General features: G+C 68.1%; 13 protein-coding genes and 1 tRNA gene. 6 read left to right on the plus strand and 8 right to left on the minus strand.

From position 1 onward, the window contains the following. Nucleotides 1-4: 4 nt before the first annotated feature. From GVY41_RS12300 to GVY41_RS12310, 3 genes are all read left to right on the plus strand, one after another. Nucleotides 5-550, plus strand: coding sequence for a fasciclin domain-containing protein (locus tag GVY41_RS12300; RefSeq protein WP_161346843.1), 546 nt, complete (start codon nucleotides 5-7; stop codon nucleotides 548-550). A gap of 296 nt (nucleotides 551-846) precedes the next feature. Beyond that, nucleotides 847-920 (plus strand) — tRNA-Gly (locus GVY41_RS12305). 277 nt (nucleotides 921-1,197) lie between these two features. Beyond that, nucleotides 1,198-1,395, plus strand: a complete 198-nt coding sequence (locus tag GVY41_RS12310; RefSeq protein ID WP_161346841.1) for a hypothetical protein — start codon at nucleotides 1,198-1,200, stop codon at nucleotides 1,393-1,395. Between the two features lie 76 nt (nucleotides 1,396-1,471). Here GVY41_RS12310 and GVY41_RS12315 read toward each other — a convergent pair whose 3' ends face one another. Then, nucleotides 1,472-1,687 (minus strand): hypothetical protein, encoded by a 216-nt coding sequence (locus GVY41_RS12315; RefSeq protein ID WP_161346838.1) that lies wholly within the window; start codon nucleotides 1,685-1,687, stop codon nucleotides 1,472-1,474. A 145-nt stretch (nucleotides 1,688-1,832) separates the two neighbouring features. Here GVY41_RS12315 and GVY41_RS12320 point away from each other — a divergent pair, with 145 nt between their 5' ends. Both GVY41_RS12320 and GVY41_RS12325 read left to right on the plus strand, forming a co-directional pair. Next, entirely contained in the window at nucleotides 1,833-2,183 is a 351-nt protein-coding gene (locus GVY41_RS12320; RefSeq protein ID WP_161346836.1) for a RidA family protein, read from the plus strand. Nucleotides 2,184-2,366: 183 nt separating this feature from the next. Continuing rightward, complete coding sequence (locus GVY41_RS12325) at nucleotides 2,367-2,888, plus strand: TIGR00645 family protein (RefSeq protein ID WP_161346834.1); 522 nt, start codon at nucleotides 2,367-2,369, stop codon at nucleotides 2,886-2,888. A 159-nt stretch (nucleotides 2,889-3,047) separates the two neighbouring features. On the opposite strand, the gene GVY41_RS12330 is transcribed toward GVY41_RS12325, so the two are convergent. Then, nucleotides 3,048-5,282, minus strand: coding sequence for a methyl-accepting chemotaxis protein (locus GVY41_RS12330; RefSeq protein ID WP_161346832.1), 2,235 nt, complete (start codon nucleotides 5,280-5,282; stop codon nucleotides 3,048-3,050). A gap of 221 nt (nucleotides 5,283-5,503) precedes the next feature. Here GVY41_RS12330 and GVY41_RS12335 point away from each other — a divergent pair, with 221 nt between their 5' ends. Further along, nucleotides 5,504-5,929 carry an NUDIX hydrolase gene (locus GVY41_RS12335; RefSeq protein ID WP_161346830.1) on the plus strand — a complete coding sequence of 142 codons (426 nt, stop codon included), beginning with the start codon at nucleotides 5,504-5,506 and terminating at the stop codon, nucleotides 5,927-5,929. Nucleotides 5,930-6,073: 144 nt separating this feature from the next. Here GVY41_RS12335 and GVY41_RS12340 read toward each other — a convergent pair whose 3' ends face one another. From GVY41_RS12340 to GVY41_RS12365, 6 genes are all read right to left on the minus strand, one after another. Next, nucleotides 6,074-6,400: a hypothetical protein gene (locus tag GVY41_RS12340; protein WP_229726049.1), complete on the minus strand. Its 327-nt coding sequence runs from the start codon at nucleotides 6,398-6,400 to the stop codon at nucleotides 6,074-6,076. A gap of 140 nt (nucleotides 6,401-6,540) precedes the next feature. Beyond that, the gene (adhP, locus tag GVY41_RS12345; protein ID WP_161346828.1) at nucleotides 6,541-7,569 is read right to left on the minus strand and encodes an alcohol dehydrogenase AdhP; all 1,029 of its coding nucleotides are present in this window, start codon (nucleotides 7,567-7,569) and stop codon (nucleotides 6,541-6,543) included. A 76-nt stretch (nucleotides 7,570-7,645) separates the two neighbouring features. Further along, nucleotides 7,646-9,172: an acetaldehyde dehydrogenase ExaC gene (gene exaC, locus GVY41_RS12350; protein ID WP_188816041.1), complete on the minus strand. Its 1,527-nt coding sequence runs from the start codon at nucleotides 9,170-9,172 to the stop codon at nucleotides 7,646-7,648. A gap of 160 nt (nucleotides 9,173-9,332) precedes the next feature. After that, complete coding sequence (locus GVY41_RS12355; protein WP_229726050.1) at nucleotides 9,333-10,298, minus strand: GAF domain-containing protein; 966 nt, start codon at nucleotides 10,296-10,298, stop codon at nucleotides 9,333-9,335. 398 nt (nucleotides 10,299-10,696) lie between these two features. Beyond that, entirely contained in the window at nucleotides 10,697-11,860 is a 1,164-nt protein-coding gene (locus GVY41_RS12360; RefSeq protein WP_161346824.1) for a hypothetical protein, read from the minus strand. Continuing rightward, nucleotides 11,841-12,623 carry an RlmE family RNA methyltransferase gene (locus tag GVY41_RS12365; RefSeq protein WP_161346822.1) on the minus strand — a complete coding sequence of 261 codons (783 nt, stop codon included), beginning with the start codon at nucleotides 12,621-12,623 and terminating at the stop codon, nucleotides 11,841-11,843. Before GVY41_RS12365 ends, GVY41_RS12360 begins: the two co-directional genes overlap by 20 nt. Nucleotides 12,624-12,634: the final 11 nt, after the last annotated feature.

Consider the following 12,634-nt stretch of genomic DNA (forward strand, 5'->3'; position numbering starts at 1 on the left):
AGTGATGATTTCCACCCGTATCCTGGCTGCCACCCTTGCTCTGGTCGCTGCCCCCGCCTTTGCCGAAAACCCGATGGTCGGCGGCGCCGCGATGTTCGCGGACAAGAACATCGTCGAGAACGCCGTGAACTCGGCCGACCACACCACGCTGGTCGCCGCCGTGCAGGCCGCGGGCCTGGTGGAAACGCTGCAAGGCGAGGGCCCGTTCACTGTCTTCGCCCCGACCAACGCCGCCTTTGAAAAGCTTCCCGCAGGCACCGTCGAAACCCTGCTGATGCCGGAAAACAAGGATCAGCTGACCAAGATCCTGACCTGCCACGTCGTCGCTGCCAATGCGACCGCCGAGGCGATCATGGGCATGGTCCAGGCTGATGGCGGCTCGCACACCGTCAGCACCGTCGGTGGCTGTGACTTCACCGTCACCACCATGGGCAGCGCTGTCATGATCGAAGACGGTCAGGGCAATGTCGCCAACGTCACCATCGCCGATGTCATGCAGTCGAACGGCGTGATCCATGTGATCGACACCGTCCTGCTGCCCGCGATGTAAAGCCCGCCGCCCCTTGCGCCGCAAGGCGCAGGGGGAGCCGGCTGCGGTCGGTGGCAGGGGCCTGCGCAGGGTGGGATGTCTCTCCCGTGCCAGGCGACGGCGCCGGCGCCGGCCGCACGCGGGCCACAGGATCTGGCGGGCCAGTTTCATCGGTTCCCTTCCAGCGTTCCGGCCCACCCCGGGCCCGCGGTCCGGCAGCGGATCGCGGGCATTTGGCGCTGCAAGGCCCCCCGCGCCTTGCCGCGCGCCGAACCGGCTTGACGCGCAAGGGCGCTTTGGCTACCTACGGCGCTGTCGCGGGTGTAGCTCAATGGTAGAGCAGAAGCTTCCCAAGCTTACGACGAGGGTTCGATTCCCTTCACCCGCTCCATCTCTTCTTCCGCAGATTTCCCCCTTCGCGCGTCCTGATTGCGGGACGGGCCGGCGCGCTTCGCCGCGATCGCCTCTGCCCCATCGCAGGGCCGGAACGGCAGGGCCAGGTGGCGGCCAGCTTACCTAGCGTAACTCTGGCGCTGACCCCGAAAAACCTTGCGCCACAAGGATAATTCTGCGATGCAGAATGCCATTCCGTACCAAGTTATTCCTTTTGCGTCACGTGCTTACGAGTGCCGTATTTTGGACACATTCGTCGGGACAGGGGACCTCCCATGACAGAAACCAACTCCTCCGCACCGCGGAGGATCTACGCATGCCGGCGTTGCGGATACATGCTGCGCTACAATGCTCCGCGCTGCGGAGACTGCTACACCAAGGCGCCGATCTACAATCACTCGACATTCTGGTGGACCTTGCTGGTGGGGGCCATGCTCGCGCTGTTGGTGGCGGTTGTGACCACCGCGATCTGAAGAATGCGGCGACCCAGGCAGCCATCGCCACCCAAGTCGCCGCAGTCTCGTCCTCGCCTTCTCGTCGTCGTCGCGCTCAGCCGCCCGGAACCTGGTCCTGCACCGCGGGCCGCGTCGGCTCTCCCTCCCCGGCCTGACCATCGGGCGCTGCAAGACCTTCGGTCGTGACCTCCGGGGCGTCGGTGCCTTCGCCCTTCCAGGAACAGGCGTACAGAATGACGGCCGCCGCCAGCAGGCAGGCAATCAACGCCAGCGGGATCTTGCGGCGGGCTTCCTTGCTCGGATCGGTCATTTCGGGTGCCTTTCAGTTCGCTTTCCGTCCAACCCCGCTGCCCCGCCGCAGGTTCCGGGCACAGCGCGCCGCGGCAAAACCATCTGGCCGAGGCCCCGCGACCGGGCTATGAACCCCCGGTATCCCGAACGCAGGAGAGTTCCCCATGTCCGACATCACCCGCCTCGAATCCGGCCCGCGCATGAGCCAGGCCGTCATCCACAATGGCCTCGTCTATCTGGCCGGTCAGGTCGGCAACCCGGGCGAGAGCGTCACCGACCAGACCCGCACCGTCCTGTCCGAGATCGACCGCCTGCTGGCCGCCGCAGGGTCCGACAAGACCCGCATCCTCAGCGCCCAGATCTGGCTGGCCGACATGGCCACCTTCGCCGAGATGAACGCGGTCTGGGACGATTGGGCCCCCGCCGGCGCCACCCCGGCCCGCGCCACCGGCGAGTCGAAGCTCGCCACGCCCGACTACAAGGTCGAGATCATCGTGGTCGCCGCGCAGGCCTGACATCTGCCGCGGGGGCGCGCTCCGTGCCCCCGCGCTGCAGAGCGACCCCGCGCCCGGCAGCAGTCCGCGCCTGGCATCAGCCCCCGCCCGCACTGCGCCGTGCTGACGCAGGCCGGAATCGCCTTTGACGGCTCACCGATTCCGCCGTAATGCTGCGCTGCAACAAGGCAGGATGCGGGTGCAATGGAACGACTTTTCGAACGCGGGCTCTTCGCCAGCCGCTGGCTGATGGCGCCGATGTATCTGGGGCTGGTCGGCGCCCTCATCATCCTGCTCTACGCCTTCCTGATGGAGCTGGTCCGCTTCGCCCTGTCGATCCCGGTGATCACCGTCGATGATGCGGTGTTGGGAGCGCTGGCGCTGATCGACCTCAGCCTCGCCGCCAACCTGCTTCTGATCGTGATCTTCTCGGGCTACGAGAATTTCGTCAGCCGGATGGACCTGGCCGACCATGTGGACAGGCCCGACTGGCAGGGCGAGGTCGATTTCTCGACCCTGAAGCTCAAGCTCGTCGCCTCGATCGTCGCCATTTCCGGGATCCACCTGCTGAAGGTGTTCATGGATGTCGGCGCCTACAGCGCCGACAAGATCCGCTGGATGGTGATCATCCATCTGGTCTTCGTGATCTCGGGCGTGCTGCTGGCGCTGATGGACTGGATCTCGAACCACGCCAAGACGCTGAAGAAGGCCGCCAAGGCCGGTTGAGGCGGCGACAGGCGGCCGGGGACCCGGTCGCGCGCGCAGCAGCTTGTCCGCCCAGAGGCAACCCGGCCGGATCGCCCCCGGCGCCGGCCCGCTCCTACGCTGGCCCGCCTCTCACTCCGCATCCCTCTCACTCCGCACCCCTCTCACTCCGCACCCCTCTCACTCCGCCGCAAAACGCGCGCCCAAGGAGTGCTGCGCCGGCCCGAAATGGAAGCGCTGCACCGTCTGGATCAGCTCGCCCCCTTCCGCCGCCAGCGCCCGGCCCGCGGCGGCCGACTGGTCCGACATTTCCGCGGTGCGCTGCGTGGTCTGGTCCAGCTGGCTGACGACGCCGTTGATCTCGGCGATGCCATTGGCCTGCTCGCCCGCCGAAGCCGCGATCTCGCCCATCCGGTCATAGATGTCGCGCACCGAGGCCACGATCTGCGCCAGCGCCTCGCCGGTCTGGCCCACCAGCTTCACCCCGCTTTGCACCTGCGTGCTCGAGGTGGAGATCAGCCCCGAAATCTCGCGCGCCGCCTCGGAGGAGCGCTGCGCCAGCGCCCGCACTTCCGAAGCGACAACGGCAAAGCCGCGGCCCGCCTCGCCGGCCCGGGCTGCCTCGACCCCGGCATTCAGAGCCAGCAGGTTGGTCTGGAAGGCGATGTCGTCGATCACCCCGGTGATGCGCGAGATCGCCTGCGAAGAGCCCTCGATCTGCGCCATCGCGCCGACCGCATCGCGCACCACCTGCGCGCCGCTTTCCGCCTTGCCGCGCGCCACCGCCGCCATGTCGCGCGCCGCCACCGCGCCCTCGGCCGCGGACGAGACCGAGGCGGTCAGCTCGGTCAGCGCCGCCGCGGTTTCCTCCAGCGCCGCCGCATTGCGCTCGGTGCTCTGGGCCAGCGTGGTGCCGATCTGGGCGAGCTTGCCGGCCTCGCTGTCGATCCGCCCGGCGCTGGTGCCGATCTGTTGCAGCGCCAGCGCCAGCTGCTCCACGGCAGAGTTGAAATGCGCCCGCAGCCTGTCGTATTCGCCCGGCAAGGCCGCCTCGAGCGTGCAGCCCAGATCGCCGCGCGACAGGGCTTCAAGCCCCGCGGCGAGCGCCGACACGACCCGCTCCTGCTCCTCCAGCTGCGCGCGGGCCCGCTCGGCGCGCCGCCGCGCCGCCTCGCGCTCTTCCGCCTCCAGATGCTGCCGCTGCTGCGCTGCGGCCGCCTCGACCTGCGCCTGCGCCGCAAGTGCTGCGCGCTCCTGCGCCGCGCGGGCTGCCTCGGACCTGCGCGCCGCCTCTTCCTCGGCGCGCAACGCCGCGCTCATCCTTGCCGTCTCGGCCAGGTTCTCGCGGAACACCTGCAGCGCGCGGGCCATGTCGCCGATCTCGTCGCGCCGCTCGGCGCCCTCGATGGCTGTATCGGCCCGCCCCTCGGCGACCTCCCGCGTGGCCCGGCTCAGCCGCGCCATGGTGGCGATCAGCCGGTTGGAGAACAGCCAGGCGATGCCGCCAGACAGCGTCAACGAAGCGATCAGCGCCAGCGCCGTCACCGTGATCTCCAGCGTCGCCAGCTCTGTCGCCAGCATGCTGGGCGACACCGTCACCACCACACCCACCGCATCGCCGGAAAAGTCCCGCATCACATAGGCGCTGCCCACTTGGGTGACGCCGTCCAGATCCATCCTGAACGCATGGTCCTTGCCCGACAGGGCGGTCATCACCACCTCGGGGGTCAGGAATTCCGGGCCGCCATGGCTGCTGGCCACCCGCTTGACGCCGCTCGGATCGGCATCGCCGGCCGCTGCCGCCGCCGCATTGGGGACCAGGTAGAACTCGTAATTGTTGGCAGTCATCGCCGACAGGTTCTTCAGGAAGACGTCGTCCATGTCGAAGCCGATCTCGACCGTGCCGACATGCTTGCCCTCATGGCTGACCGGCGCAACGCCGCGCAGCCCGACGCCGAAGGCCCCGCGCTCGACCCCGGTGAGCACGCGCGCGCTGCGGTTCGCCTCGACAATGATATGGCGATACTCCGACAGGTCATCGCCGCGCTTGTCCAGCTGGTGCAGGCGAATCAGCGAGGTCGCCGGGGGAATGTGGAACTGCAGCTGCTTCACCCCCGCCTGCTCGCGCAGCTCGCTGAAACTCTCCTTGAAGCGCGATTCGAGGTCCATGTCATCGCGCGCCGCCACCGCCTTGCGGATCGAGGGCATGTTCGAGATGAACACGGCCAGCGAGGCCGCCTCGGTCAGCTTGGCATCCAGCGCGCTGCGCAACACCTCCTGGGCATCGACGCGCGCCTGCCGGTAGGTCAGCGACAGGCTGTGCTGGCCGACATACACCATGCCGCCGATCATCAGGGCAAGCACGATGGCAACGGGCAGCAGCGGCAACAGCAGGATCTGGCGGCGCAGGGTCATCGGCCTCTCCGGTCATGGTCGTCCGGCGGGGTTTGTGGATGCCCGGCCGTGCTCCCCGTGCCTACGACGGGTTTCCTAACATCCCCTTCACGCGGGCCGGCAATCCGGGCCGCCGGGGCCGGTCTTGCTGGCACTGGCGAAACCCGGCAGGATCGCGGCCGGGCACAGGGCAACGGGACCGCGATGACAGAGCAGATGACCGCCGCGCCGCGTGGCACCCGATGACGGCGCCCATCCGCCCCATTGCCGCCGTCATTGCGGTGGTCCGGCGCGGGCCCGAGGTGCTGCTGGTGCGCCGGATCAACCCGCCCGATGCCGGGCTCTGGGGCTTTCCGGGCGGCAAGATCGACCCGGGCGAGAGCCTTGCCGAGGCCGCCCTGCGCGAGCTTGGCGAGGAAACCGGCGTAACCGCCAGCGCCGGGGCCGTGATCGACGCGCTCGACGTGCTGGACCGGGACGCGGCGGGCGCCCTGCGCCACCACTTCATCCTGATCGCGGTGGCCTGCTCCTGGCTGGCTGGCGAACCCGTCGCCGCGGATGATGCAAGCGATGCGGGCTGGTTCCGGGTAGCGGAGCTCGACCCGGACGATCCGGCCTTCAGCCGCGATGTCGTCGCCCTCGCCCGCCGCGCCGCCGGTCTGGCCTGAACGCCCCACCCCGAACATGAACAGACCGGGCAGCAACGCCGCCCGGCCTGTCGCCCGAACCGGGCCTAACCTGATACGCGCCCGAAGTGGGCGACCCTCACACCGCCCGAACCGGGCGCCCTCGTACCGCCCGAAACCCGGGCGTCACTCGATCGTGTAGCTGCCCATCTCGCACAGATCGGCACTGTCCTCGATGACATCGCCATCGGCGAAGACGAAGCGCAGGTCATAGCTGCACTGGCTGCGGCCATCGGCGATCGTCACATCGACGGAATTGCCCGAGGGCAGCACGCCGGTGCCGAACACGTCTTCCTCCCACTCCCCGACATCGACGGGCGAGGTGTAGAATTCCACCAGGTCATAGCCGCTGACATTGACCAGCTCGAAGGTCAGATCCTGCGCAAGCGCCGGACCGGCAGCCAGCGTCGCAAGGGCGCCCCAAAGCACAAGGCGCGAAACGGATGTCATCATCAATCACTCCAACGGGGATTGCCGCCCCCGGCACGGCGCAAGATCGCGCCAGCTGCACCTTGCCACGCTGCCAAGCCTTTACAAACATTTCGTTAATGCGCGCCTGAGTCCAAGCGCCCGCCCACGGCCGGCGCGGCGCGTCAGGCCGACATGTCCAGCACGATGCGCCCGTCGATCTTGCCGGCCTGCATCCGCGCGAAGACATCGTTGATCTCTTCGATCCGCGCCGTTGCGGTATGCGCCCGCACCAGCCCGCGCCCGGCAAATTCAAGGCTTTCCTTCAGGTCGAGCCGGGTGCCGACGATGGACCCGCGCACCGTGATACCCTCCAGCACCATGTCGAAGATCGGCAGCGGGAAATCCCCCGGCGGCAGGCCGTTGAGCACGATGGTGCCGCCGCGCCGCGCCATCTTCAGCGCCTGCGCAAAGGCCGAGCGCGACACCGCCGTGACCAGCACGCCCTGCGCGCCGCCGATCTCCTTGCGCAGGAAGGTGCCCGGATCGGTGTTCATCGCGTTGATGGTGATCTCGGCGCCCAGTTCCTCGGCCAGCCGCAGCTTGGCCGGGTCGATATCCACCGCCGCCACATGCAGCCCCATCGCGCGGGCATATTGCACCGCCATATGGCCGAGCCCGCCGATGCCCGAAATCGCCACCCAGTCGCCGGGCTTCGTCTCTGTCATCTTCAGGCCCTTGTAGACCGTGACCCCGGCGCAGAGCACCGGCGCCAGCTCGACAAAGCCAAGGTTGTCCGGCAGATGCCCGACAAAGGCCGGATCGGCGATGGCATAATCGGCAAAGCCGCCATTCACCGAATAGCCGGTATTGGACTGCTTCTCGCAGAGCGTCTCCCAGCCGCCCAGGCAATGCTCGCAAAAGCCGCAGGCGGTATAGAGCCAGGGCACCCCCACCCGGTCGCCCTCTTTCACCGAGGTCACGCCGCGGCCCACGGCCGAGACATAGCCAACACCCTCATGCCCCGGAATGAACGGCGGATTGGGTTTCACCGGCCAGTCGCCATGGGCGGCGTGCAGATCGGTATGGCAGACGCCGCAGGCCTCGATCTTGACCTGGATCTCCCCGGCGCCGGGCTCGGGGACCGGGGCGTCCTCGATTACAAGCGGCGCGCCGAATTCGCGGACAACCGCGGCTTTCATCATCTTTGTCATGGTGATCTCCGTTGAAGGGTCTGGCCCCTGCCTCTTGGCAAACTGCGGGCGGGGGATGGCCCCCGCCCACCGATGCTCAGAAGAACCCGAGCTTGTTCGGGCTGTAGCTGACCAGCATGTTCTTGGTCTGCTGGTAATGGTCGAGCATCATCTTGTGCGTCTCGCGCCCGATGCCCGACTGCTTGTAGCCGCCAAAGGCCGCATGGGCCGGATAGGCATGGTAGTTGTTCACCCAGACGCGCCCGGCCTGGATATGCCGGCCAAAGCGGTAGCAGGTGTTGATGTCGCGGCTCCACACGCCGGCGCCAAGGCCATACATCGTGTCATTGGCAAGGTGCAGCGCCTCGGCCTCGTCCTTGAAGGTCGTCACCGACACCACCGGGCCGAAGATCTCCTCCTGGAAGACCCGCATCTTGTTGTGGCCCTTCAGGATCGTCGGCTGGATGTAGAAGCCGTTCGCCAGGTCGCCGCCAAAGGCCGCCGCCTGACCGCCGACCAGAACCTCGGCGCCCTCTTCGCGGCCGATGGTGAAGTAGCTCAGGATCTTGTCCTGCTGCTCCTGGCTCGCCTGCGCGCCGACCATCGTCTCCATCAGACGCGGGTCGCCGTGCTTGATCGCCTTCACCCGTGCGATGCAGCGCGCGATGAACTCCTCATAGATGTCTTCCTGAATCAGCGCCCGGCTCGGGCAGGTGCAGACCTCGCCCTGGTTGAAGGCGAAGAGCACGAAGCCTTCGACCGCCTTGTCGAGGAAGGCATCGTCCTTGGCCATCACGTCGCTGAAGAAGATGTTGGGCGACTTGCCCCCCAGCTCCAGCGTCACCGGGATCAGGTTCTCGGTCGCGTATTGCATGATCTTGCGGCCGGTCTCGGTCGACCCGGTGAAGGCGATCTTGGCGATGCGCTTCGACCGTGCCAGCGGCGCGCCCACATCCGGGCCCATGCCGTTGACGACGTTCAGCACGCCGTCGGGCAGCAGATGCGCGATCAGGTCCACCAGCACCAGAATCGCCACCGGGGTCTGTTCCGCCGGCTTCAGGATCACGCAGTTGCCCGCCGCCAGCGCCGGCGCCAGCTTCCACGCCGCCATCAGGATCGAGAAGTTCCACGGGATGATCTGCCCGACCACGCCAAGCGGCTCGTGATAGTGATAGGCGATGGTGTCATTGTCGATCTCGCTCATCGAGCCTTCCTGGCTGCGCAGGACGCCGGCGAAATAGCGGAAATGGTCCACCGTCAGCGGGATATCGGCAAAGGTCGTCTCGCGGATCGGCTTGCCGTTGTCCCAGGTCTCGGCGGCGGCCAGCAGGTCCAGATTGGCCTCCAGCACATCGGCGATCTTCAGCAGCAGGTTCGAACGGTGCGCAGCCGAGGTCGCGCCCCAGGCTTCGCGCGCGGCATGGGCGGCGTCCAGCGCCAGTTCCACATCCGCCGCGTCCGATTGCGCCACGTCACAGATCTTCTCGCCGGTGATCGGGGTGACGTTGGCGAAATACTTGCCGTTGACCGGGGCGACCCATTTGCCGCCGATGAAGTTGTCGTAGCGCGCCTTGAACGGCGAGACCTGCACGCCCTTGAATGCGCCGGGCATATCGTTTGCCATGGTAGTTCCTCCCAGGTGAAGCCCCTCCTCCGGGGCGATGGGGGAAGCATGGCGGCTGGGGTCTCTGCTGCATAGCCGGTCTGCACCGGGCGCATGGCACAGGTGTCTCAGCGGTGAGACAGGTGCAGGTGCAGAATGCGGCCCTTGCGGCAGGCAGGCGTCAGTCGCCGAGCCCGAGCGTCTTCATCTTCCGGTAGAACGTCGCCCGTCCGATCCCCAGCTCGCGCGCCGCAGCGGACACATTGCCCCCGCTGCGCGCCAGCGCCCGGTGCAGTTCGCCTCGCATCGCCTCATCCAGCCCCGAGGCCCCCTCGCGCAGCAGGTCGCGCGCCGGCAGCCGGCCAAGCAGCGCCGGATCGACGCCGAGGCTCCGCCGCGCCGCGCGGGTGGCCCCGACGATCAGGTCATCCCGGTCGATGGCCAGCAGCGACGGCCCGCCCGCATCCTCCGCCACATCGGGCGCCAGGATCCGCATCCCGGCAAAGGCCGCGCGGAACAGCTCCGCCTCGATCCGCTGCGCCGCATCCTGCACCGTCAGCGCGATCAGCCGCGCATAGCCCTCGGCCAGATCCTCGCGCACGGATGACACGTCGATCACCCCCGCCAGTTCCGCCCCCGCGCCAAAGACCGGCGCGCCCATGCAGGTCAGCGCGGTGTTGCGGGCGCGGAAATGCTGGTCGCGCAGCACCAGCACCGGGCGGCGCTCGGCCAGGCAGGTGCCGATGCCATTGGTGCCTTCCGCCGATTCGCTCCAGTTGCTGCCGGGGGCCAGGCCAGAGGCGTGGAAATGTTCAGCATCGGCGTCGCGGATGCGCTCATCGAGGATCAGCCCCTCGGGATCGGACAGCATCACCGCGCAGCCCGCCTCCCCTGCCGCCCGCGCCAGCCGGTCGAGGATCGGCCCGGCGATGGAGACAAGCAGCCCCGAAGCCTCTGTCCGCGCCCGCAATTCCGCTTCCGTCAGCCGGGCAGGCTCGGTCCCCGTGGCCGGGTCGATATGGTGATGCAGCAAGGACCGCCGCCACGAGGCCGCAAAGGCCGACCGCCCCGCCGCAGCCGAAGACAGCGCCACTTCGCGCACGATCTGGGCATGGTCACGCCGTGGATCTGGGTTAAGCCTTGCCACCGGAACGCCTCCCCGCGTTGTCGGTTCTCTGGCGATCAAGGATAGGGCAAAGCGGATATCTTGCAACGGGGGCGTGTGGGGTGTTTCCGTAAGCCCATTGCTACCATCCACCCGGTCTGTTTGGGCGGGAATAGGTGAGGCACTGCCACGCCCCGCCCGCATCGCTCTCCTTGGCGAAGGCCATCGCCTTCGCCACGCGGCGCCATATCATCTGCATCGGACGGGCCCCCAAAGGGCCCGGCCAGCGCCCGCCCCGCCCCCGGCGGGCGCTTCTCGCCCGCCAGGTCGGGCGCTGTCCTCAATCGGTCTCGCGTCGTCAGCGGCTCCGGGGGCATTCGTCCCGCACGGGCGGGGCGAGAAGAACGCCTCGCGCCCATGCTGTCCTACGAAAGGAGAGGTCAGAACGGCCCCGCATAAGCCACCGAAACCTCCCCGCCCGCCCCCGTCAGCACCAGCTTCTCCCCAGCCACCCGCACATCCGTCACCAAAGTCCACCCCGCCGGCCGAGGCACTGCCCCCAGCAGATGCCGCACCACATGCACCCGCCCCGGAGCCAGCGCCAGACAACTCGCCGCCCCCTCCGCCGCCACCCGGTTCACCCCCGCCGCCGCGCGGTTGCCCTCATCGCCCGCGGTGATGCCATCCTCGATCCCCAGCACCCCCCGATGCCGCCCGTCCCAGGGCGCGGCATCCCGCCCGCCATTGGACAGCCACAGCATCGTCACCGGCAGCTCGGCCGGATCCTTCAGCACCAGCACCAGATCATCCTCCGCCTCGCGCAGCGCCGCCGTCCAGCCGAGCCCGGATCCCGCCGCCTCCACCAGAGTCAGAAAATCCTCATGCCCCAAGGGCCCCGCCGGGCCCAATTCCCGACCATTCTGCTTTACATATGACATATGTATGGGTTCTGCATGGGTTCCACATGCCGCCCAATCGCCCTGCGGATACTCAAACAGCGACACCGCCCCGCCCACCCCCGGCAGCGCGCCCAGATCCTCGGACCGCGCCCCCGGCACCAGCCGATGCCGCCCCGGCTCCACATGCAGCCCCGTCAAAGCCGCCCGCTTGGGCGAAAACGACAGCCATCCCCGCCCCGCAAACCGGATCATCGGGTGATGCGCCAGCGTCAGGCTTCCGCTGCCGCCCTCGATCCGGTGCGTCTGCCGCAGGAACGGTACTCCGCCAACCAGTTGCAAATGCTTGACAATCCGCGCACCGCGCACCGGAGCGACCAGCTCCAGCACCGCCTCCGCCGCGCCCGGCGCCTCGCTTACCGAAAGAACCCGCCAGGCAGTATTGGCGCTCGGCCCATGGATCGGCCCGCCCGGCTCCACGTCATCCCGCCCGAACGGCGCCGACAGGAAATCCCCCTCCAGCCCCGCCTCCACCGGCGCAAGCCCCGCAGGCACCGCCTGCCCGACCCAATGCGCCCGGTGCAACGGCCGTATCACCCGCCCCGCATGAGAAAACCAAAGATCCGTCAACACCCCGCGCGCAAGGTCGATCTCCAGCCCCGCATCCGCGCAGTCCAGCCGCAGCCGGTCACTCTTCGGGGTCGGCATCGCCCTCGTCCTGCGCCGCATTGCGCCCCTTAAACCCCTGCGCCACAACGAACTTCTCGGAACTGTCCGCCCGGCTCGCGGGCGGCTTCACATTCGCCACCTTGCGGAAATTCTTCTTCAGCAGCGCCTGCAGCTCCTGCTCGGCGCCCCCGGCCAGCACTTTGGCAACAAAAGTGCCCCCCTCCTCCAAGACGTCAAAGGCAAACTGCGCCGCCGCCTCGCACAGCGCGATGATCCGCAAGTGATCGGTGCCCTTGTGCCCCGAACTCGCCGCCGCCATGTCCGACATCACCACATCCGCCGGCCCGCCCAGCCAGCCCTTGACCAGCGCATCGGCATCCTCGTCGAGGAAATCCAGCTGGTGGATCTCGGCCCCGGCAATTGCCTCCATCTCCTGCAGATCGACGCCCAGAACCGTGCCGACCTTCTTGCCCGACCTGTCGCCAAGCGCATTGACCCGGGTCACCGCCACCTGGCACCAGCCGCCCGGCGCACAGCCAAGGTCGACCACCCGCGCCCCCGGCACCAGGAAGCGGAATTTATCGTCCAGTTCCAGGATCTTGTAGGCTGCCCGGCCGCGGTAGCCTTCCTTGCGGGCGCGCACCACATAAGGGTCATTCAGCTGTCGCTCCAGCCACAGCGTCGAGGACAGCTTGCGCCCCTTGGCGGACTTGACCCGCACCCTCAGCTCGCGCTGACCACGGCCCGAGGCACTGCCGCCCGCGCCGCTCGCCCCGCCCGATTTACCCGGTGTCTTGACCATTCCCGCCATCC

The organism is Frigidibacter albus, from assembly GCF_009908165.1.
Lineage (GTDB): Bacteria > Pseudomonadota > Alphaproteobacteria > Rhodobacterales > Rhodobacteraceae > Frigidibacter > Frigidibacter albus.